Source organism: Capnocytophaga sp. oral taxon 903 (assembly GCF_013394785.1).
GTDB lineage: Bacteria > Bacteroidota > Bacteroidia > Flavobacteriales > Flavobacteriaceae > Capnocytophaga > Capnocytophaga ochracea.
The window spans coordinates 1348893-1371394 of the sequence record NZ_JABXYW010000002.1 but is presented as its reverse complement, the minus strand read 5'-3'; the positions used below and the strand labels follow the sequence as shown (position 1 = coordinate 1371394).

The following is a 22502-nucleotide window of genomic DNA, read 5'->3' as shown; positions in this document are numbered from 1 at the left end:
TATTTTTAATTATTTTACAATCATCTTCTGCACCATCACATCGCCCCCTGCCTCTAAAATAACCAAATACTGTCCTGCTGATATTCTTCTATTTTCAATAGGAATGTCGAAAGTTGTGCCTTCTGGTTGCTCAATCGCAGGAAAAGCCTCTCTGCCTAAAATATCAATACAATATACCTTTATCGCAGAAGCTCTCTTGAGATTTACCCTTATGCGGAAAGTTCCATTGTTAGGATTACTAAAAATACCAAAATCATCTATAAGTACTTCTTTAGATGTATTTTCCTTACCGATACCCAATCGGTCTTTTTCTACCCAAAGCGTTTTGTATACGGTCTTCTCACAACCGTCCAAAAAGCCTTTTAAGCCTATGGTATAAGTCCCTTCGTTAGAAAAACGCACTTCTGCAGCTCCATTTTCTTCTTTGATAAGAGTCACTTCTCGAGGTAATACCCACTGGGTAGTGATACTGTGAGATAAGCTTACCAATTTTACTGTATAGTTGTAATATGAATTGGTAGCAGCCAAAAAGTCTACTTCTAATATCTTATCACTTTGTGAAACTTCAAAGGTTGTTGCCTCTTTACAGCCTTTCTGGTCAGTAATTTCTACTTTATAATTACCTTTTGTCGATACGGTAAAGGTAGGTTCGGTACTAAGGAGGCTACCTGTGCTATCTGTCCAACGGAAAGTAGCCGAAGGAAAAGCTGTACTTAAATCGAATGATCGACTGTCGCCTTGGCATATCGTGATTTGTGAAGGAATATTAATAACCGTTTTTTCAGGTTGCAATACTTCGTAAAACTGCTCTAACGCCGGACAGTCGCTTTGGTCACGAAATACTGCTTTGTATTTACCTGCTTTTAACCCACTGATAGTTTTACCTCCATTAGTAGTGCCTTGTGTAATGAGAGTACCATCAGCATCATACCACAAAACATTAACAGCTCCTTTTCCTCCTGAGAGTGTAAGCGCTATCTTACCATCATTCCCCTCATAGCAGGTTACAGGAGTGATGATAGCATTGTTTACCTCTACTTCCTCAGGATAAGAAAGTACTACCTTTTCTTGCACAGAACAACCACGACTATCACTTACGGTTACGAAATACTTTCCAGCTGATAGTCCTGTGATATGAGCGCCTGTATACCCTGTATTCCAAAGATAAGTATAAGGAGGCGTACCTCCAGAGGCTATAGCAGTTGCTTGTCCCGCATTAGGAGCACTACAGGTCATTTCTGATTTAGTAACCTTCAAGTAAAGAGGGTCAGGATAAGTAAGAGTATAAGTTCCGACAGCTTTATTTTCATTAGCATCTATAACTTCTACTTGATAGATACCATCTACAAGATCTGTAATAGTCTTATTTCTTGTTTCGGTATATGGCTTGTTAAATCTTTTCCATACATATCTGTAAGTAGGTACTCCTCCTTTAGCATTTACCGTCAGCGTACCATTACTATTGATGCTCGAATTATTATTGGGGTCACTATTACGAGGGTTACAGCTGATAGGTGTAGCTTCAATGCTATTTATGATAAGTTCATCAGGCTCAGTAATGGTAATTTTCTTAGTAAGTGTACAATCATTGCCATCTATAATAGTAAGCGTATAAGTACCAGCATCAAGGTATTCAAAAGTAGATTTAAATCCTCTTCTAGAAGAGTCTGTTTCATATAAAGAGATCTCCCTTTTTATTCCTTTATCTGACTCTATTTTAACAGTATATTCTAGCAAATCATTCTTCTTAGGAGTCCCTCCTGTAATAATAGTTGTAATAGAACCATTACTTCTTTTATAACCACTAACGTGCTTAACAAAATCTGGCTCTCCTTCATTAACAATAGTAATAGGCTTTGCAGGACCTCCTATTTTTACAACCACAGGAGATACTACCCCATTTTTAAGAATTTGACAATTATTTTTGTCGGTAATAGTAAGGGTGTAAATACCGGTGGGTAAATTTGTAAGGAAAAAACTATTCCCACCAACCGTTACAGGGGGCTCATCATTCTTAACGTATTTATAAGGAGGGGTACCGCCTAAGACTCGGACTTCTATTTTTCCTTTGGTATCTCCAAAACACTTATTGTCTGTTGGAAAAGCAGAGGCTGTAAGAGGTTTAGGAACAGTTATGGTAAAGGGATAGCTATGCATATAGTGATCAGAATACAACGGGATACTAGCTCGTTTGCCTTCACTATTTAAATAATAAAGATTTCCCTTCAATTTTATTGTGTAGTCAGTTGTTACAGAAGCCGTGTGTAATACTACGTTTTCAATACGATCATGTTGTAAAAAATATTCAGTTGTTTTACTTTCCTCTTCTGGTAAATTTTCAGGTCTTTCTGCTCTACTACTGTCTTTTCTCTGAATGGTGATTTTTAAGGTTTCTCCTAAATAATTATTTTTATCTGTTTTATATTTTTGCAGGTCACCTAATAACTTTCTACCGAGTTTAACAGTAAAAGTAGCCGTGGGCTCATTACTGTAGCACAAAGGATTTTTAATATCAATAACACCAATAAAAGGAGCTGATTTTGTGATTATAAGAGGAATAATATTTGAAGTAGAACATACATTGCCATTATCTTTATCCCTTGAAACTATTTGGAAGTCTATGGTTTTACCTATCATACTCTCTGCTTTTGCGCCAAATATCTTTGAAGCAGATGTGTAAATTGTATGAGGATAATCATACCAACTATGACGTGAGTATTGAGATTCTTTTAGAGTTTTCCAATCTTTACCAGGTTCTTTATAACGAAATTCATATAAATCAGAAGCAAATCCTTCTTTTCCTATTAAAGGAATTTCTATTTCAATAGGAAGATGTTTAGCACTATTGGCATCAGAGGTTTTTAAAGTGTGAAGGGGAAGTATTTCATAGTAAAAAGACAATTTATTTCGAACTTCATTCCCTCCATGCCTACCAATTGTATATACAGAGTGTTTTCTACATTTTTCTAAATCCTGAAACCTATTTCTTTTTATATTGATAATAGCATGTTGATCACAGCGCCAATTCCACCAATCTCTTCTTTTATCAGTACTTCTTGCATAGTAGCTAACTTCTATAATTTCAGAATTTGAAAAAAAAATACCTTCCAAATTATCTACATCTTGTTCATTTCTATTGTATATTATAGTAGGATTATTTGATCTATTAGTAAATTTGATATTCCATCCATTATAACAAATTCCTTCTGACCTTTTTGTAATATGAAAACTTAAATCTGATATTTTTAAAGCATACATATAATCTTTTTTTAGTTGCTCATGGACACCAATTGGTAAAAAATCATTTTGACCTAATAAAGAAGAATAATTCAATATTATATATAAAAATAAGATTTTTTTCATACTTCAACGAATAGATGGGATATTAGTATTACTAAATGTAATAACTGTTAGTACATAAAGTTAGTGTTTTTCAAATCTTTTTAAGTTTTGTACTGAAAAGTTTGGAGCAAAACAATATAACTCAAACAGCTTCTTAAAGTTATTTTTTTAAATAAATTGTCTTGTTATTTTCATCTGGTATAATAGTTAGTTTATTATTTTCAATACTAAAAGTAGTTTTAATTCCATTATCAAGGGTAATAACATTCCCTAATACAGTATAGCTATTTTTAGTCTCTTTTAAAATACAGGACTCTGAAAAGAACACACTAAAAGAATCTTGTGTGATTTCTAAGTATTCTTTTTTACTACATTCTGTAAGCTCTATTTCTTTTCCATTAACAAAAGAAGCTTCAATTTTCCACGTACCTATCAATGCTTTTTTAGCATCATTTTGGGGAGTAGAAGGGGTGTCATTATTGTTTTTTCCACAGGCGGTGGCTAATAGTGTTAAGGCTACAAAAGCCAAAGTAAAGATTTTTTTCATCGTACATTTTTTTAAGTGTTATTAATGCGACAAAGGTAAGCTGTTTTTGTGAGATGTGCAAATAATATGTGAGATATTTTCTTACAAATCTACTTATTCCCTTTCTGTACCAGAAAACTTATCTAAAAAAATATTCTCTCCTTCTCCCCTTTGTTTTTCTTTCGCTTTATTTCTCTAAAATCACTGTTAATTCTTCACTCTTAGCTATTCATTATCAACTCTTTATACACCCTTTCTATACCAATCTTCCAAGATTCGTATAAGCTTCCTATAAGCTCTCTATAAGCTAAGCATAAGATTCCTTCAAGCAAAAAGCACCTTCCCCATTTATTTATATTTTCGTTTTCTTATCTTTTAAAAGTAATAAAGCTACTAAGTGTTGTCTTTTGGCTTTCTGTTGGTTGTAAATTTAGCGATAACTGCGTTTTGTTCAGGGCTATAAGTAGAAAGGTCGCCAAACTCGTTTTCTGTGGGCAAAATGCCGTTTTTGAGTTGGTCGCTAATATCAAAAGGAGGTTCAGTATGTCAAGAGACGTATTGTTTAGCAAATAGTTTGTATGATGAGATCTTACTTTTCATATAGTTTAACCGTTATTCTTCACGTTCAAAAATATGCAAAGTATGGTTACTATCTAAGATATACACCTTATTTTCTGAGACTTTTAAATCTTTAAGCTGGGTAAAACAATCATCTCTTTCCACTACAGCAATAGGATCTGAAATATAGATAATTTCCTTAGTATTGATGTCTAAAATACCAAATCTTAGTTGATTAAAGAGGGAAAAATACAATAAATCATCTTGAACAACATAATCCGTTGCGGTATCATTTGCTTTTTTGATGTTGTACTTTTCAAACTCTTCTTGTAAGCCATATTGAGTAACAAAAGGAGGCTCTTGGGTTAAATCTATTTCAATAAAGACATCCATAGCCATACCAAGAATTTTTCTTTTTTCACTATTTAAGAAATAATCACTTCTAAAAAAATCTTTGCCTTTGCAAATAGTTTTTCCTATAGCTTGATCATATTCAGGAATACGGTATTTTAATTCTCCTGTTTCAATATCTAAACCTACAAAGCCCCCCAACTCTATAAAAGCCCAAAAAATATTGTTGTATATACCTATAAGTTTATATACCTTAAAATATCTTTCTTCATCCCACGAATTTTTCCACTTTCCAAATGAAGCAAGAGAAAACTCCCATAAATGCTCTTTCTTTTGAATAGAAAAGGCTCTGATAGACATTACATCATCGTATATTTTATTTTTCTTATATATATATATATATATATATTCATTTGAGAAAACACTTATGGCAGATCGATCTATATCTCCCAATACCATAAGATTCTCTTCTCTATCCAAGAGAGCTGTAATGAATATTTTTTGTTGTTCATCTAAAAAATAAGTTTCTAAAAACTCTTTAGATAAATACAAAAAAGCTTTGTCTTTTCCTTCTTCTATTAATTCTAAATTTTCGTCGAAAATTTTATAATTATTCTCCCACTCACTACAATAGAATTTACCATTAAAAGTAACAAGCGGACTTAGTGGCGTTTTGTAAAGCATCTGTTTTTTTTCACCACATTGAATTTCATCAGATGTATTGATGTAATAAGGTTTACCTTTATAGATAACATAATCTCTTACATTATCTATTTTAGAATTTAGTTTAAACATTTTATTCTGTTTTTATAAAGTTATAGAGTGCTGAATTTGTATCGTTTATCAACTTTTCTAATCTTACTTTATGATTAGGTGGAATAAGCTCTAAACTTTCTTTTAGTTTAGGACTCATGACTTTTAAAATTTCATTACTATTACGCTTAAACAATTCTTTAAAAGCTTGTTTTACGTCATTTATATTAGCTTTATTACTATTAATCACATAAGCTAAATCTTCTATTTTTTCGATACCTTCTGTGTTCAAGTAGCTTTCAAATTGCTTGATAAACCCTTTATCATTAGCTATTTTACTCCAAGTTTCAGTATTATAGCTTTTGAACTCTTCAAATAAAGGTAGACCTTCATTTCGGTTATTGTTAAACTTCACATCATAACGGCAGTTGGGACAGATATCATCTAAAGCTTTTCCAAACTTCATATCTATATGCTCAATGTTTTCAGGTGTATATTTTTTAGGGTTTTTCTTAAAGGTGGATAACATATGCTGCGTACCTTCACGCATAGCGGCATTGCTACTTAAAGCGCCTTCTTCTATTTTTTTCCATAAATCAGGACGGTTTCTAAAAGTATGGGCTACTTCTACATAGTTTTCGAGCATCTCATCTATGGTGCGACCTCCAAAAATTTTCCTTCCTGCATCTTTACAATTACCACAAGGAGCATCTTTATATTTCTTCAAGAAATTTATTAGTCCTTGTTCTCCTCCAATAGCCTTTAGTTTTTCAGCGTTTTCAGGGGCTAAATAATGAGTGATTTTTTCTATTGTTTTCTTATCATCTATAAACTTAGAGCCTTCGGAGAATGCTTTAGTAAGTATGTTGTTTGTTTTTTTAGAGAGGTCTTCAGCAAGATTTGCTATTTGTTTTCCAGTTTTTCCTAAGTTATCTAACTGAGTGTTTATAGAATGAAGGTCTAACTGTTTTTTAGTTTCATCTAAAAAGGCTTGGGTTTGTTTGTTGTCGATAGTTGTGGCAATATAAAGCTCGTTAGGGGCTATATCATTTATGTTTTTGTAAACTAACTCAACCTCGCCGTTGTCAGCTTTTTTAGCTACGACAACCATAATCTCTTCATTGAGAGCTTTTGCCCCTCCTCTTATATAGGCACCACTGGCAAAAGGCAAGATAGCTCCAGCTGAGTAAATTGTTAAATTAGTAGCATCGTTGCGCGCAGAGGCATAGGCGGCACATAGAGGGTCGGTGAAAATATCAGCCCCTGGAATAAGGCTTATGATATCTAAAGTGCCATAAACGGCATCGTCTAAAACCTTTAGTTTTTCAAAATCATAAAAGACTTCAGGAGGGAACGTTCCTTTTTCTAAGGCTATTTTTACTTTATTCTTAAACTGCCAAGTATCAACTGAGTTTTGCCATAGGTAGAGAGGATAATTAGGTGTTTTGTCTATTCCATAATCCATATACACCTCTCTAAACCTGCCTAACTGATGAATGTCTACTTCTTCCCAAAGTGCTTTATTTTTCAATCCATCTTGTGCGTATTCACCTTTTAGACTTTCTTTTAAACGTGTCTCATTTTTTATTTTCCAAAGCTGGGGATCTAAATCAAAATCAAGAAGTAGACTTTTATTTCTTCTAAACTCTTTTGACTGGTAAAAAGTTAAACTTTTAATAAAAGGATAACCTCGTAAGTTTTCTTTTGATTTATAGGTATAATTTCTTACACTTCCATCAGCATATTGATAATATTTATTCATTATCAAAGGCTTAGGAATATCTTGATATAGGGTAAGAAGTTTTTCAAAAATGGAATTCCCTTTATATTTGCTTCGGATAATGCTATTATCTGTCTGAGCAAAACTTATTGTATAGCAATTTAGTTTTTTAATAGTACCTTCTTTGAAAATAGACTCATATTCAGAGGAAGCTACCACTAAATATACTAACTTACGATCAGACTTATTGCCAGAAACGCCCTCTATTGCTTTTTGTGCTAAATCGGAAAGTATATGCTCTGGTATATAGGAATTTTTTCTTAATGGTAAAAATGTAAGTACTACATCTATTTTTGTATAATACGATAATAGATGTAATTTTTCCTCTAACTCATAAAGTTGTTTTTCAGGTACATTAGTTACAAAGTTATTTACAATATGGTTGTATTGCCCAACAGCAACAACTTCTTTTTTTCGTGAAGTTGCTATTTTTTTAATAGCATTTGCTAAATACTCTTTTAAATCTTTACGATATTGTTCTATTTCAGCAAGGTCAGAGGTTTTAATTACTCTAAAATTGTCACAAGGATTGACTGTCGGGTTAGCATTGGTACAGGTTACTGTATTTACAAAAGTAATAGGAGTTACTGTAAAACTAACAGTTCCCTTTTTATCTTTAATATATCTCCAAGTGGTTTTATAGTAAGTATCACTACCACAAAAATTACCTGTTCTATATAGATAAATTTCTGTTTCATCATTTATTGATGTTTGATAATCAAGTTTTAAAAAGAGTCCATCTAAATTTTTATAACCTACAAATTCTTTATTAGAGAACTCGGCGTAGTAGGCTTTTTTATCTTCTCCTAAAATTGCGGGCAAAGCTCCTTGTGGTATTTCTGATAGTTCCTCTCTATCAATAGCTGTGATATGGGATCTATCATATTTAAAAGGTCGCCAATCAGGAGTAAGCCATATTTTACCTGCAAACTCTCCTTCCCCTTGTCCTTGGAAGGCATAGAGTTTTACTTTAGGGTCGTTGATTTGCTTCCAATCGCGGTAGAAGAAGTCTTGTCCCTCATTGTAATCCATTAGGGCAGAGGCTTTGCCTTTGTCGGCATTTTTACCTTTGAAAGGGTGTTCGAGTTTAAAAATGCCGTGCCCCAGTTCGTGGGCTATGGTGCGTGCATTGGTGCTGTATACAAAGCCGTATTGCCCGCCTAATCGCATATAGCCGTGATTGCCTGTGCCGTCGTTTACCAAAAAGATGTAATAAGTGTTCTCTTTTGGCTTTCTGTTGGTTGTAAATTTAGCAATGACTGCATTTTGTTCAGGGCTATAGGTAGAAAGATCGCCAAACTCGTTTTCTGTGCGCAAAGTGCCGTTTTTGAGTTGGTCGCTAATATCAAAAGGTTCAATATGTCAAGGAACATTATTTGTTTTTTCAGAATTTTATAGCGTCAGACATCGTATCCATCTGTTTAGTGAGAAAATCTCCGTAAAACTTATTAGAAACATAAATTAAATTGTTTACACCACGAAACCCATAGTCATCATTTGAGTGAATTAAAGTATCTATTTTTTTATCACTATCAAACTGAGCTATAATATAAGGATATTTTTCATTTTTGTATTGATGTTTTTTATCTATAAAAGCTAAATGGGCAACTACAAGAACAATATCATTCTTTTTATCATAAATTCCTGAAAAATAATATAGATCTGGTGAGATTTTTCCTATATTGATAGAATCAGGTCTTACATAAAGACAATATCTTTCTGATGAGATTTCAGTTGTTTTTAAGACTTGACCTGATATATAATAAGAAGTATTTTCTTCATATATACGCCTACTATTCTGTTCTTTTTCAGAATTATAACAACTTTCATAAAACATTAGAAAACACATTATCCCAAAAAAGGTTGCCATTATTATATTAGCTGTCTTACTCGTTTTTATTACCATAATTCTATTACCATTATTTTTATAAAGCTTTTAATTTTTCCCCAATTATTTTTAGGAGTATCAAATGTTTCTTTGTTTATAAAGTGTACTTCTCCTTGTCCATAAGTAACACTTCCTGTTATTACAGTAGAAACTCCCGCACCAATACCTACATTATTCTCTATAGAGAATACATTCCAATCACTGCCTTCTGCTATGGTTCCTGAAGTTCCGACAGAAATACCTACCCCTGCTGTTATTGAGCCAGAACTCGCACCAGCCTCTACTCTTTTATATGTATAATTACCATCAAAATATTCCTGTGCTCTTCTTCCGCGATTCCAAGTAATGAACAGAGAATTAATATGATAAGGCGGAGGGACATTCTTACTTAGAAAAATATTTTGATAAGCAACTGCTATTCTTCTCTATAACATCAGCTAATTTGAAAATGTTTAAGGTGTTATCAATGTTTTTTATGCCTTTACATAAAAGCATTCTTATTTTCTTCTATAATATCACGCAAATTTCTAATCATTATGTTGCCATCTTTTTCTATTACCTTTTTAAATTTCTGAAATTTAGGATATTTTGGCGTCTCGGAAAAACAAATATCTACAAACACATCAAAATCTATTGTTGTTAAGACAAATAAAGTATTATTCCCTTTTGCGATCTCTCTATCTAAAATCTGATTTCCCTTTTTTATGATGGGATCATTATCATAAAATTTCAATATAGAAAAGGTGTCATTAGAGCTATTTATATCTATAATTTCTTTTACTGCTAAACTATCTCTTTTTAAAAGTTCTATTGGTATTCTATATTTTTCTGAGATTTTTTCTTTTGATAAAACTTGTTTTTTTAGAACTACTCCACTTATAACATCGTGAAATTCTTTTTTATATTTCAAAGAATTCTTAATAGGTGTTCCTCTTGTGTTTTTGCTCATTTCCCCTGTTTTCGCTATTTCCTTTTTATAAAAGGGAGAGAATTGCTTATCTAATAAGTTAAAAACATTAATATTTGATGAATCATCATTTTTTATACAATTAAAAAAATCATCACATAGTTTTGTTATATTAATATTCTTTTCATTTTTTAAATAGTCAGACACTTTAGTAGTGTTTGTTCCGACCAAAAACAGTGCTATATCAAGATTTTCTCCCATATCTTTAACTATTAAACCCTGAGAGAAAGATTGAATGTAAAATACTGAATAGATAGGCTTAGGAAATGTGCTATTATAATTGATATACTTAACGAAAATATCTTCAGTAATACCATTATTAAAAATGTATTTAGAGTCTAACTGATAATAATTATTCTTATTATCATCATATAGTCTCATATTCTTTAAGTAATCCTCTTTCTTATAACTTGTAGGAATCTCATAAGGTTTGAAAAAATCTTCCAACTGTTGCTGAGTACTCAAATTGAAAAAATCACAAAACTGCTTTTCCACTGTGTTGATTGAAAATTTACATTTTTTACCTTTATAAAAAAATATATTCTCATAACTTTCTATAGTCAGTTTCCCTTCCACTTCATTTATAACGGCTAATTCCTTAGCTTCAAATTCAATTTGCCCAAAAGCTAAGATACTATTTAATAATAAAATAAAAGTTATTTGTAATTTCATTTTTCCCTTTATTTAATAAGATTAATACTTCGTGTTATCTATTATTGATTGTTTTTGAATTTATGGGTCTTCATCAAATGCCAGAAAACAATCATACCAACTATTCCAATAGAAGAGAAGATTATTCGCATTCTCTTCCATCGTGCAAATTCATTATCGTATACAACCATAACTTGATCAGAATGCTTAAATTTTAGTACCTTTATTGAATTTCCTATCTCAACATTTGGAATATTGAATTTTCCTGCAATATCATATACATTTTCATCTAAGTTTCTAATAAAATATACTTCTTGACTATCAATATACCCTCTCACAAAAACACTCGGTGACCCATTATCTTCTCCTCCACTGCCAGTATAATAATCTATCTTTGAGATAATCATTACTTTCGGAGAGTAATTCCCTGATAAAGCATCATATATCCGCTTAATGTCAAAAAGATTCATTATAAGAATCAAAGAAGCTAATAAAAATAACCAAAGCTTAAAAAACCACATAGCATTCTATTTTATATCTATTTTTAAAGGAGGTGTTTCATACTTAATATCTTTCCAAATATATTTAAAATCACCACTAGGAATAATATTATACCCTCCTAAAGTCATTCCTCCTTTTATTCCTACATAAGGTTTTCCTATCCCTATTTTACCTTCTATCGATTTGTTTATATTAGAATATCTTATATTTCCCCAAGAAGATATTCCTGCATAAGGGTTTGCATTTATGTTTACAACTCCTAAATCAAGGCCTAATTCTCCTCCTACTTGTAAGTCTGCTTGAAGTCCAAAATTCATTGTAAAATCTTTTTCTATAAAATCTTTTTTATCATTACGTTTTTCATATTGCATTTGCCCACTTGCTATAAGTCCTATAATAGGCTTAAGATATATCTTTGCTTTTGCTAATTTTAAATCTGCTCCGTATGTAAAACCTTTAAAAACTAAATTAATTCCGCCTGAGAACCCACCTTTCCTTACTATATTGTAAAACCTTGTTGCTTCGTCTTCTTCTAAAAACTCTTCTCCTTGAAAAGAAATATTAAACTCTAACTTTCCTGTATTATCTAATTTATTCAAAACACTACCAATGCTATTTACATATTCACTAAGTTTTCGTAAAGCATTTTGTACAGCAGGAGAAACTACTTTTACAGAAATATCATAGCCATCAACCCATTTAATTTGTACACTTTTACTCGTTTGAGTAGGATTACCTGTTTTTACTGTTATTTTTTTATCTTGTTTTTCATTAATAGAGGTCTTGAGATCTAATTCCCCTTGATTTGTTTCAAACTCTTTGCTATTTACAGTCCAATTAATAAAACTCACAGGAATTTCTTCCTTAGGAATATTAGGTTTTATTTCAGCTATAAATTGGGTATCCCGCCTTTCCTTTTCTATAGAAGGAAAATTTACATAATATAAAGTCTCCCCACTTTTTGCTACTCTATTTCCATTTCTTAAATCAATAGCTTTTAACTCCGTAAGATCAAATTTCTTTACTTCCTTATCTATCTCTATTCGTACTCCTATAGAGTCTGGAACTTTAGCAAATGCATAAATATCCAATTTTAAAAGTTCTTCAGAATGTTTCTCTATGAAAAATGTTTTTTTCTTTTCAAATCCTGCATAGTTTTTAAACCTCCTCCATTGGGATAATAAATATTAAAATTCACTTTAGTTGTATCTGCTACATCTCCCATTTCAAAGGTTTCAAGCATATTCCGCTTATAAGGAAGTTTTATTTTATCCCCTGTGTAGTATTTTTTATTTTTATGTTTAATATAATAAGTAACATCTCCTTTCTTGTTATTTTCAGGAGTTGTTTCTTTACTTTTTTGCAAATTGTTAGGTGATTCTGTTTGTTTTACTTCGTTATCTTCAACTGCTACAGATGTATTTATTTCTGATTCCTTTTTAGCCGTTTCTGTATATTCTCTTTCCTTCTCCTTAGCCCACTCTTCTAAACTTTTATCAAAATTCTCATCTTGTTCTCCAAAAAGAGCTATAGTTTCTTCTTTTTTATTAGCTATTTCTCTCTTCAATTCTTCAGCAAATTCTTTCAGTCCCTTTATTTCCTTTGAAACTTCCACCACATTTCTCTCCGTCTCATCATAAGTCGTTACTAACTTCCCCTCTATGAGTTGCCGTTCGGTATTGAGCTTGATGCCGTTAAATACTACCTTTATCTTAGTGTCTTGCAGATAAGGTACTTTTACATAGCCTTCACCTGAGTATATGCCATTGCTGCCCGTAGCGTTAAGCACCGTTACTGGGAAATCGCCTGCCGTAAAGGTCGTGTTAGGATACAGGTTATCCTGTAGTGGGTTAGTGTTCTTGATGCGTATTTCGGGTTTTACCCCACATTGCACTTGACTCTTTTCGTCTATCTGCTCGGTGGTGGTAAACTCTTGTTCGGTGCTATACATATAGCTCTCTTCACCAAAAACTGAGGTGCTATTGGCTGCGTTTAGACCACAAGCTACCCCCACTTTGTAAATGTAGGTGCGTCCCCGTTTGAGTCCTGTAACTTTGGCATAGGGCATACTCACCTTTTGCGATTTCCACGTCTTGCCCTTCTCGCGGTACATCACCTTGTACGGGTATTCCTGATTAGGCATCATCGCCTGATCGCTCCGGCGCAGTTGTGCCGAGGTGCTTTCAGTTATCGCTGTGAGAAACTTGTTTTTTTTTATATTGCGAGGTATCTATTTCAATATGTCAAAGAACGTGAAAAAAAATTAATCTAAACATTCTAAATCCTCTATATTGTAATAACAAAGATTTATTAGAAAGGTATCTTTATTATTCTTATACATATCCTTAAATGTTTGGTAGATAATATCTTTACTATAATTACTAAAAGTTGAATTAATAAACTTTATATTGTTAGCTTGGATTAGTAAATAAGTGTGTTGTGTAAAATAGTCATCGACAAAAATTTTACACGGTTTGCAGTTGATTTTATTAGCGTATTGTAACTGAATTTTATTTGTGTTTAGGGGGTCAGTTGCTATAAAAGAGTTCCCGTTGAGTTTATAAATTATATTTTCTTTGTAATCAAAATACTCTTTAAAATTAAAGTTTATAAATATATTCTTTTTAAAAAACAAGTATTTAAAAAAGGTTAAGTCACTATTTCTTACAGTTTCCCCCTCATTAGTTCTAAACCAAATAAATGTTACATTTTCTTTATCATCTTTTTGCAAACGAAGTTTACCTTCTTTTAAAAGATGGTAAATCCTATTATCTTTTTTCTGCATTACTTTTAAAAAAGTTTCATATGAGGGATTGCCTCCTTGACTTGCATAAAGATCATTATAATTTTTGTATAATAAACTATTTTCTATATAAATAACATTAAATTGTACATCTAAGAATTCAATATATTTAACTATGAAAAAAGCTATTATTAATATAATAGAGCTATATGTAATTATTCTTTTCTTCATTTTTTCACCTTCCTAAGGATTAGATTATAAAAATTAGTTTTATGGATCTTATCATATTCTTTTATCACATTCTCTTTAGTCTCATTCTTGTTTTTGATATAATAGTATTTCCAAACTAAATCAATATCATCTTTTGAACTGAAAATTAATTTTGCTGTATAAATATTTTTGTCATTTAGGAACCATATTTGGTTTGTCTCTTTTGCGTTATAGGTTAAATTACCTGCTTTTAGTTCGACACAGCATATATTAAATTCTTCTTTAGGTTTTATCTTAATCTCTCCTGTATAGTTTATTTTTTTCCATATACTCTTCCTTTTTCTACGCCCAATTCATTAGCCAATCTATTAAGCATTTTATATTCGCTATCAATATTTCATAGTCAAGAATTACCAGTCTATTTTTCCATCTTGTCTGAGTTTATCTTCTAAAACAGCTAAGCTATATCCTAATCCAAATATATTTTGAATTTTCCATTTAGTTACCTTAATATCACAAAAAGGTACATCATCATCAATTATATTGATAATTTTAAAATCTGTTTCAAAAAACAGATTATAATTTTTAATTTCTTTTTCCAATATATCTGGTGATGTAACCATTATCCTAAAATTTAATTCTTTATTTTCTTCCATAATATTTTATTTTACACCGTCTACTAATATTAATTTTATATTTGGAAACATTTCATTGAATTGTTGTATCCCTCCTTGATAATCTATTTTACCAATCCATTTCTCCCTTTTCTCTCATTAAGTGTTCAATAACAGAAAGCCTATGACCAAGATTAAATAGATCCTCTGGATAATATTTTGAGACTCTTATCTTACAAAAAATAGCTTCATCATCTATTATTTCTACTATTTCAAAATCTGTATTATTATAATTGTTATGTTGTTCTATAGCCTTATTTAAGACTACATAATCCATTACCATTACCTCAAAAATTAATTCTTTATTTTCTTCCATAATATTTTATTTTACACCATCTACTAATATTAACTTTATATTTGGAAACATTTCATTGAATTGTTGTATTATACCTGTACAAGATTTACAATACTCTAATTCTGATATTATTTTTATTTTTCCTTTTATATCAGGATTATATTTACTTCCTAAATCTTCTGAAAGCTTATTGAGCATTTTATATTCACTATCTGTAGTTCATATCCAAGCACCAACTCCATCTCTGTTTGTTTTGCATTAATCTTTTTTGTATTCTCTAAGTCTTTTTTCTATCTTCCTTCTACATCATTATAAACCAGAGTTTGTATTGTCTTTTTCTAAGAATATGGATAAATATTTAGAAAATCTCTTCTTTTATTCTTTTTAATTTATCTATCCACTCTTCCCAATCAAATTCAAAATTATATTTACCTTCTAATTCTTTCTGTAGTAATTCTGCAGAAACTAAAACTCTATTTATAAAAATGTATTCTCTAATTTTATCATTGTGTAAGGGTTCTGGAGGATAATTGTCATTATAAGTTTGCTGATACATACACTCTAATTCTTCGATTTCTTTGATCAAATATTTATTCTGTAACAAATTATTAATCTTGATAAAGCAAAAATTATCTTTTGAATAAAAAGGAGTATTTATTTCATACTCAAAAAAGAATTTTATTTTTTCCATTATTACAATTTTTTAAATTTAGATACAGGATTTGCTCCTACAACAAACCCATTTGAGCTAACAGTTATTGCAGTTGTTTGTTTTATTCCTTTATAGATATATTCATAGACAAAGCGAGAACCTTCTTTCCCTACAATTTTACCATTTTTTAAACTTTCCATAATAAATTCTGCTAAATCTTCTTCAAAAATACCTTTATCTAAAAATTCCTCCTTATGTTTTAAAATATGTTGAAATCCTCCACTATTTTTACCTTTTTCAAGAAATATAATTTTTCCATCCTTATTTTTAAACAACCACATTAAATTTTCTTCTGTGAATTTTACTCCTTTTTCTCTGAGCTCTTGAATGAGTTTTTTGTTTAACAATTCAACTTTATCAGCATTCTTAACAACAACTTCAGTAGCTACTTCTAATTCTTTTGCCGATCCCTTTAAAACCTTTTTGCTTTTCACTATAGCAGTAGTAGCGTTTTTACCCGCTTTTAAAACTCCTTTCCCTGCCTTATAAAAGCCCTTACCTACTACTGTAAACGTTAGCCCTGCTTCAATTACAAGTGATGTACCCGCTACAAGACGACTCCTCTCTTCTCCTTCAAAATTCTTCCCTGTAATTAAAATATAGCCACTTTCTATAGGAATAATATAATCTACTACTGTAAATAGAAAATTGCGTAATTCATCAGGCATCGGGGCTCTTTTAAACTCCCTAAAATCAGGAAAAAAGCGTTCCCATTTTTGAGAATTAGGCTCATATACATAAAAGTATTCTTTGTCGTGATCTTGTGATAAAGCATTGGCATACACATTATATTGAGTATGGAAGAAATAAAAGACTCCTCCTTTTGCTTTATACATCGTACCGTTAGTACACTCTTGATATTCTATATAATCAAGATTGTATTGCCCAATTTTACCAATGCCTCCTTTTGCTTTTTTCCATTCTTTACAATGAGTAGTAGAAGTATTAGTGCTTTCGTGTACAAAATCTTCTAAATATTGTTTTATGTCAGCAATTGCACTCTGTTCACGTTGTGCAATTTTACTTAGAATCTCAGTTTGTCTCTCATTAATCTTTTTTGTATTCTCTAAGTCTTTTTTACCAACACTATTTCCTGCAAAACTTTTTTGCTGTTGAAGTTCCTTCAGTTCATTAACTTCTTCTTTTGTTATTAAAGGGTGTTTCTCTGTAAAACTTTCTACATCATTATAAACCGATAATGTTTTCTCCCATTGAGAGATATTCTCTTTAGTTTTCTTGTCATATTCTTCTTTGTCTATTTTATTTTCAGAAAGCTGTTTTTCTAACTTTTCTTGATTCTGAACTATCTCCTCTTGTTGCTTGCCTACATTCTTTAATGAATTTATAGCGTCACTAAGTGTTTTAATAATAGGCACTTCCACCACATTTCTCTCCGTCTCATCATACGTCGTTACTAACTTCCCTTCTATGAGTTGCCGTTCGGTATTGAGCTTAATGCCGTTGAACACTACCTTTATTTTAGTGTCTTGCAAATAAGGTACTTTCACATAGCCTTCGCCTGAGTATACGCCATTGCTACCCGTAGCATTGAGCACCGTTACTGGGAAATCGCCTGCCGTAAAGGTGGTGTTAGGATACAGGTTGTCCTGTAGTGGGTTAGTGTTCTTGATGCGTATTTCGGGTTTTACCCCACATTGTACTTGGCTCTTTTCGTCTATCTGCTCAGTGGTAGTGAACTCCTGTTCGGTGCTATACACATAGCTTTCTTCCCCAAATACCGAGCTACTATGGGCTGTTTCTAAGCCACAAGCCACCCCCACTTTGTTGATGTAGGTGCTCTCGGTTATCGCGGTGAGTATTCGTGGCTAAATCACGAAAAGTCTATTTCAATATGTCAAAGAACGTAATATAAATGTAATGAGTTTATTACTCATATTTAGGAATTTCCAATTTATCTATTTCTAAATATTCAACTATTGCTTTTTGTTTTTCTTGATTATAAGGAAGATGACATTTGTTTATATCATCCATTAATTGCATTTCAATAACTCCACAAGGAAGCACTTTTATATAAATAGCTTCTTTAAATTGCAATATCTTTTCTTTACCGAAAAGCTCTTGTGCTTCTTCACCAAACCAAATCTTATAAGCAGGATAAAAATCAAAGACTCCTAAGTCTCTCTTCCTCCCTATATTTCCCGAAATATCTAATAATTCCATTTGAATACTTTCATTAAAATAAAGTTTTGATTTATCATATTTAATTTTATATAAATTATAAGTCTGTGGATTATCTGTAGATTGCATAAAATTATATTTAGAAAGATTTAAAAAAGATGATTTTAGAGAACTATTAATGATTATACTTGAATTTGGGAAAGCTTCTAATTTTGAAAATTCAAAATTAAGTAGGTCAAATTTTCGTAAATATCTACTCATAGAAAAAGATTGGTAATTATCATCTCTTAGAATAAAAGATTCATTATTAAAATCTATTCTTGTGGTATAATCATACCATTCATTTGATAAATGATTATTTTCATAAATCTTAAGCTCTTCGAACTCCCAATTTATAGGATAAGTAATATTATGTTTTAACAATTCCAAAAGTATAATATTAACACTTTTATTATTAAAACTAAATTCTTGGTAAAAACCATCATAATAAAAACCTTTGTAATTCATTTGAAATTATTTAATAATTATATTTACTATGACATTTAATCGATCTTGAGTAATTTTGCTATTTAAATAACTTTCTAATTTTGAAATATCAACACCTTCTTGCACAACAATATCTAATCTAGCTCTCTTTACTTGTAAAACTCTTTTACCTCCTTGCAATACGTAGCTTTTCGCTCTTACAACATTATCTAATTCTTTTATTATTTTTGTGTAAGAACTCTTATAACTTTTTAGAGTAGCTTCTGTTATAGAACCTATCGTTTTTTGTTGCATTATGATTCCTGTTTTATCATAGAAGAAGTCTAAAAGTTTTTGATTTTGACCTCCTATGAATTCCCAACCCTTTAAATCTGTTTGTATTCTTATTTGCTCCCAAACTCTTCCACGCACTACTTGACTATTCATTTCCCATACTGTCTTGCTGTTTTTGCTCAATACATCTATATTTTGCTCTACAAATTTAGCTATTTCTACATCAGAATTTCTTAATGAATTCAATTCATTTAAAAGAGCTTCATCAATTCTCGGAGCTATTTTAAAGAGTTTCTTTCCTTTATTAATAATTTCAATAGCTTTTTTTTCAACCCTTGAGTTAGATTTGAAAATACCAAATTAAACAATTTTATAGTAACTTTTCTTCTTTTACATTGGTTTTATTTCTTTCAAGAGTAGTTCGTCAAAAAAATATTGGTCTATTTTATTTAACTGAATATTTTTCTCCTCTATAATATCAGTTGGTAAGTTTATTTTTATAAAGCTATTTTCAAAACAACAAATATCTCCCTTTCGTTTTATGGTTCCAATAAAACATTGTCCATAAGGTCCTTTTTTACTTATAAAATAAGAATATAAAGTTATGTTTATTTTCTTATAGATATATTTTGTCAAATCTATAGGAATCTCATCTATAAAAGTTATTTCTAATCCATTATTTAAAATTCCTACAACTTTATATGAATATACTTTATCTTCATATTCTGCGAAGACTGAAACAGATTTTATAAATATTTCTATCATAGTCATAATTTACCAATTAGGAAAAAATGTAACTATATATCCATTTGATCCTACAGCTATCTTAAATTCTCTTAATCCTTTTGTAGTTTGAATTTTATATATATAAGAAATTCTGTCACTACTATCTATGATTTTCTTGATATATTTTTCATTCTTTATGGCTTTATACATATTTTCTACCATCTCCTCTATTTTCCCATTAAATAAATCTTGAAAGTCTATTTTTCCATTCCATTTCCCTTTTATAATATGTTCTAATCCTGATTTTGTACTACCTTTCTCTAAAAATATAATTATACCATCTACGTTTTTTGTAATAAATTTTAAATTTTCTTCTGTGAATTTTACTCCTTTTTCTTTTAGCTCTTGTATAAGTGCTTTATTTATAAGATTTTCAATTTCTCCAGCGTTCTTAACAACAACTTCAGTAGCTACTTCTAATTCTTTTGCCGATCCCTTTAAAACCTTTTTGCTTTTCACTATAGCAGAAGTAGCGTTTTTCCCCGCTTTTAAAACTCCTTTCCCTGCCTTATAAAAGCCCTTACCTACTACTGTAAACGTTAGCCCTGCTTCAATTACAAATGAAGTACCCGCTACAAGACGACTTCTTTCTTCTCCTTCAAAATTCTTCCCTGTAATTAAAATATAGCCACTTTCTATAGGAATAATATAATCTACTACTGTAAATAGGAAATTGCGTAATTCATCAGGCATCGGGGCTCTTTTAAACTCCCTAAAGTCAGGAAAAAAGCGCTCCCATTTTTGAGAATTAGGCTCATATACATAAAAGTATTCTTTGTCGTGATCTTGTGATAAAGCATTGGCATACACATTATATTGAGTATGGAAGAAATAAAAGACTCCTCCTTTTGCTTTATACATCGTACCATTAGTACACTCTTGATATTCTATATAATCAAGATTGTATTGCCCAATTTTACCAATGCCTCCTTTTGCTTTCTTCCATTCTTTACAATGAGTAGTAGAAGTATTAGTGCTTTCGTGTACAAAATCTTCTAAATATTGTTTTATGTCAGCAATCGCATTCTGTTCACGTTGTGCAATTTTACTTAGAATCTCTGTTTGTCTCGCATTAATCTTTTTTGTATTCTCTAAGTCTTTTTTGCTAACACTATTTCCTGCAAAACTCTTTTGTTGCTGAAGTTCCTTCAGTTCATTAACTTCTTCTTTTGTTATTAAAGGATGTTTCTCTGTAAAACTTTCTACATCATTATAAACCGATAATGTTTTCTCCCATTGAGAGATATTCTCTTTAGTTTTCTTGTCATATTCTTCTTTGTCTATTTTATTTTCAGAAAGCTGTTTTTCTAACTTTTCTTGATTCTGAACTATCTCCTCTTGTTGCTTGCCTACATTCTTTAATGAATTTATAGCGTCATTAAGTGTTTTAATAATAGGCACTTCCACCACATTCCTCTCCGTCTCATCATAAGTGGTTACGAGTTTTCCGTCTATGAGTTGACGTTCGGTGTTGAGCTTGATGCCGTTGAACACTACCTTTATCTTAGTGTCTTGCAGATAAGGTACTTTCACATAGCCTTCACCTGAGTATACGCCATTGCTACCTGTAGCGTTGAGTACCGTTACCGGGAAATCACCTGCCGTAAAGGTGGTGTTAGGATAGAGGTTATCCTGTAAAGGCTCGGTGTTCTTGATGCGTATTTCGGGTTTTACCCCACATTGTACTTGACTCTTTTCGTCTATCTGCTCGGTGGTAGTAAACTCCTGTTCAGTGCTATACACATAGCTCTCTTCACCAAATACCGAGCTACTATGGGCTGTTTCTAAGCCACAAGCTACTCCCACTTTATAAATGTAAGTACGTCCGCGTTTGAGTCCTGTAACTTTGGCATAGGGCATACTCACCTTTTGCGATTTCCACGTCTTGCCTTTCTCGCGGTACATCACCTTGTAAGGGTACTCTTGGTTGGGCATCATCGCCTGAGCACTCCAGCGCAGTTGTGCCGAGGTGCTTTCAGTTATCGCTGTGAGGAACTTCGGCGCTTCACAATGAGAGACTAAATCAAAGTAAAAAGTTTCAGAATTGCCGTTGTTTTTAAAGTACGATTGTTCGTTAGGGTTATTGGGGTTATTTGTAAAAGCGCGTACCTGCCATACGTAGCGCTTGTTTTCCAACAGTATAGGCATCATATTAGTGTATGCCAAGGCTGGTGAAAAGGTTTTAGTTTGGTACACCAATCGTCCCGTCATAAACGCCTCTTCTGGCACCAATGCCAAGTCCCATACTTCTTTGAGGGTGAACTCATACTGCATAAAGGGGGCTATATCGCGGGGCATCCATTGGAAAACAATATGCTGAAAAGCGTTCTTTTTGGTAAGCACTTCGCCTTTTTGAGGCATCGTAAGCACAGGGGGTGAGTAGCGGCGCACTTGTATCATCGCCCGTCCTTTATTGGACACAGGGCGTCCAGTAGCTACATCGTAAAGCGATAAGCCAATAAAATAAGTACCCTCAGGAAGCAGTCCGTTATAAGTCGCCTCATTAATACCGTAGAGGTTTTCGTAGCGCAGTAGGGTTTTGAAATCTATATTGGTAAGTGTGCGTCGTACGCCTGGGGAGAGGTTTACCAAATAGGGAGTAATATAGTCAGGAGTTTGTGCAATGACTTGTCCTTGGAAGTCCTCTAACGAGAACCGGAGCACAAAGGGGCGTCCGCCGGTAGAGAGGTCTTTAAGCAGAAAGTGTGCTTGTATCTTCTGTTCAAAGGTATCAGCATACCCTCTCAGACTCTGTGGATAGGGCGGAGTGACAAACACTTGCACGTCCACAGGGTACTGCTGAGCTTGCAGAGTGAAACTCAGCAAGGTGAAGAAAAAGAGTATGTAACGACGTAAGAACATAGTAA

The 22502-nt window shown here is 31.9% G+C and carries 18 protein-coding genes and 1 pseudogene; all 19 read right to left on the bottom strand.

Features of this window, described 5'->3' with window-relative positions; all coding sequences use genetic code 11:
* Positions 1-9 precede the first annotated feature (9 nt).
* Complete coding sequence (locus HW279_RS05750) at positions 10-3363, bottom strand: hypothetical protein (protein WP_178958286.1); 3354 nt, start codon at positions 3361-3363, stop codon at positions 10-12.
* Positions 3364-3502: 139 nt separating this feature from the next.
* Positions 3503-3889: a lipocalin family protein gene (locus HW279_RS05745; protein WP_178958285.1), complete on the bottom strand. Its 387-nt coding sequence runs from the start codon at positions 3887-3889 to the stop codon at positions 3503-3505.
* Positions 3890-4480: 591 nt separating this feature from the next.
* Complete coding sequence (locus HW279_RS11110; RefSeq protein WP_255495784.1) at positions 4481-5572, bottom strand: hypothetical protein; 1092 nt, start codon at positions 5570-5572, stop codon at positions 4481-4483.
* A gap of 1 nt (position 5573) precedes the next feature.
* The gene (locus HW279_RS11105; protein ID WP_255495783.1) at positions 5574-8627 is read right to left on the bottom strand and encodes a hypothetical protein; all 3054 of its coding nucleotides are present in this window, start codon (positions 8625-8627) and stop codon (positions 5574-5576) included.
* Positions 8628-8694: 67 nt separating this feature from the next.
* Entirely contained in the window at positions 8695-9180 is a 486-nt protein-coding gene (locus tag HW279_RS05720) for a hypothetical protein (RefSeq protein WP_255495782.1), read from the bottom strand.
* Positions 9181-9679: 499 nt separating this feature from the next.
* Complete coding sequence (locus HW279_RS05715; RefSeq protein ID WP_178958282.1) at positions 9680-10837, bottom strand: hypothetical protein; 1158 nt, start codon at positions 10835-10837, stop codon at positions 9680-9682.
* 41 nt (positions 10838-10878) lie between these two features.
* Positions 10879-11337: a hypothetical protein gene (locus tag HW279_RS05710; RefSeq protein ID WP_178958281.1), complete on the bottom strand. Its 459-nt coding sequence runs from the start codon at positions 11335-11337 to the stop codon at positions 10879-10881.
* Between the two features lie 6 nt (positions 11338-11343).
* Positions 11344-12408, bottom strand: coding sequence for a hypothetical protein (locus tag HW279_RS05705; protein ID WP_178958280.1), 1065 nt, complete (start codon positions 12406-12408; stop codon positions 11344-11346).
* A 26-nt stretch (positions 12409-12434) separates the two neighbouring features.
* Positions 12435-13463 carry a hypothetical protein gene (locus tag HW279_RS11100; RefSeq protein ID WP_255495781.1) on the bottom strand — a complete coding sequence of 343 codons (1029 nt, stop codon included), beginning with the start codon at positions 13461-13463 and terminating at the stop codon, positions 12435-12437.
* A gap of 117 nt (positions 13464-13580) precedes the next feature.
* Positions 13581-14291 (bottom strand): hypothetical protein, encoded by a 711-nt coding sequence (locus HW279_RS05695; protein WP_178958279.1) that lies wholly within the window; start codon positions 14289-14291, stop codon positions 13581-13583.
* A 389-nt stretch (positions 14292-14680) separates the two neighbouring features.
* A complete protein-coding gene (locus tag HW279_RS05690; protein ID WP_178958278.1) occupies positions 14681-14926 on the bottom strand; it encodes a hypothetical protein in 246 nt (81 codons plus the stop codon).
* An 88-nt stretch (positions 14927-15014) separates the two neighbouring features.
* Complete coding sequence (locus HW279_RS05685; protein ID WP_111972897.1) at positions 15015-15260, bottom strand: hypothetical protein; 246 nt, start codon at positions 15258-15260, stop codon at positions 15015-15017.
* A 6-nt stretch (positions 15261-15266) separates the two neighbouring features.
* A pseudogene (locus tag HW279_RS05680) lies at positions 15267-15443 on the bottom strand (deaminase domain-containing protein); the annotation flags it as partial.
* A gap of 154 nt (positions 15444-15597) precedes the next feature.
* A complete protein-coding gene (locus HW279_RS05675) occupies positions 15598-15930 on the bottom strand; it encodes a hypothetical protein (RefSeq protein ID WP_111972895.1) in 333 nt (110 codons plus the stop codon).
* 2 nt (positions 15931-15932) lie between these two features.
* A complete protein-coding gene (locus tag HW279_RS05670; RefSeq protein WP_178958276.1) occupies positions 15933-17459 on the bottom strand; it encodes a hypothetical protein in 1527 nt (508 codons plus the stop codon).
* 379 nt (positions 17460-17838) lie between these two features.
* Positions 17839-18597, bottom strand: a complete 759-nt coding sequence (locus HW279_RS05665) for a hypothetical protein (protein ID WP_178958275.1) — start codon at positions 18595-18597, stop codon at positions 17839-17841.
* A 6-nt stretch (positions 18598-18603) separates the two neighbouring features.
* On the bottom strand, positions 18604-19095 hold the full coding sequence (locus tag HW279_RS05660; RefSeq protein WP_178958274.1) for a hypothetical protein: 492 nt from the start codon (positions 19093-19095) through the stop codon (positions 18604-18606).
* Between the two features lie 144 nt (positions 19096-19239).
* On the bottom strand, positions 19240-19620 hold the full coding sequence (locus tag HW279_RS05655; RefSeq protein ID WP_178958273.1) for a hypothetical protein: 381 nt from the start codon (positions 19618-19620) through the stop codon (positions 19240-19242).
* A 3-nt stretch (positions 19621-19623) separates the two neighbouring features.
* Positions 19624-22497, bottom strand: a complete 2874-nt coding sequence (locus HW279_RS05650) for a fibronectin type III domain-containing protein (RefSeq protein ID WP_178958272.1) — start codon at positions 22495-22497, stop codon at positions 19624-19626.
* Between the last annotated feature and the right edge of the window lie 5 nt (positions 22498-22502).

What these genes read in the sequence shown, in the direction of transcription:
- HW279_RS11110 (WP_255495784.1), bottom strand. Translation starts at nt 5,572, where the DNA reads ATGTTTAAACTAAATTCTAAAATAGATAATGTAAGAGATTATGTTATC.
- HW279_RS05650 (WP_178958272.1), bottom strand. Translation starts at nt 22,497, where the DNA reads ATGTTCTTACGTCGTTACATACTCTTTTTCTTCACCTTGCTGAGTTTC.
- HW279_RS05745 (WP_178958285.1), bottom strand. Translation starts at nt 3,889, where the DNA reads ATGAAAAAAATCTTTACTTTGGCTTTTGTAGCCTTAACACTATTAGCC.
- HW279_RS05750 (WP_178958286.1), bottom strand. Translation starts at nt 3,363, where the DNA reads ATGAAAAAAATCTTATTTTTATATATAATATTGAATTATTCTTCTTTA.
- HW279_RS05695 (WP_178958279.1), bottom strand. Translation starts at nt 14,291, where the DNA reads ATGAAGAAAAGAATAATTACATATAGCTCTATTATATTAATAATAGCT.
- HW279_RS05685 (WP_111972897.1), bottom strand. Translation starts at nt 15,260, where the DNA reads ATGGAAGAAAATAAAGAATTAATTTTTGAGGTAATGGTAATGGATTAT.
- HW279_RS05655 (WP_178958273.1), bottom strand. Translation starts at nt 19,620, where the DNA reads ATGACTATGATAGAAATATTTATAAAATCTGTTTCAGTCTTCGCAGAA.
- HW279_RS05710 (WP_178958281.1), bottom strand. Translation starts at nt 11,337, where the DNA reads ATGTGGTTTTTTAAGCTTTGGTTATTTTTATTAGCTTCTTTGATTCTT.
- HW279_RS05715 (WP_178958282.1), bottom strand. Translation starts at nt 10,837, where the DNA reads ATGAAATTACAAATAACTTTTATTTTATTATTAAATAGTATCTTAGCT.
- HW279_RS05690 (WP_178958278.1), bottom strand. Translation starts at nt 14,926, where the DNA reads ATGGAAGAAAATAAAGAATTAAATTTTAGGATAATGGTTACATCACCA.
- HW279_RS11100 (WP_255495781.1), bottom strand. Translation starts at nt 13,463, where the DNA reads ATGATGCCTAATCAGGAATACCCGTACAAGGTGATGTACCGCGAGAAG.
- HW279_RS05720 (WP_255495782.1), bottom strand. Translation starts at nt 9,180, where the DNA reads ATGGCAACCTTTTTTGGGATAATGTGTTTTCTAATGTTTTATGAAAGT.
- HW279_RS05665 (WP_178958275.1), bottom strand. Translation starts at nt 18,597, where the DNA reads ATGAATTACAAAGGTTTTTATTATGATGGTTTTTACCAAGAATTTAGT.
- HW279_RS05675 (WP_111972895.1), bottom strand. Translation starts at nt 15,930, where the DNA reads ATGGAAAAAATAAAATTCTTTTTTGAGTATGAAATAAATACTCCTTTT.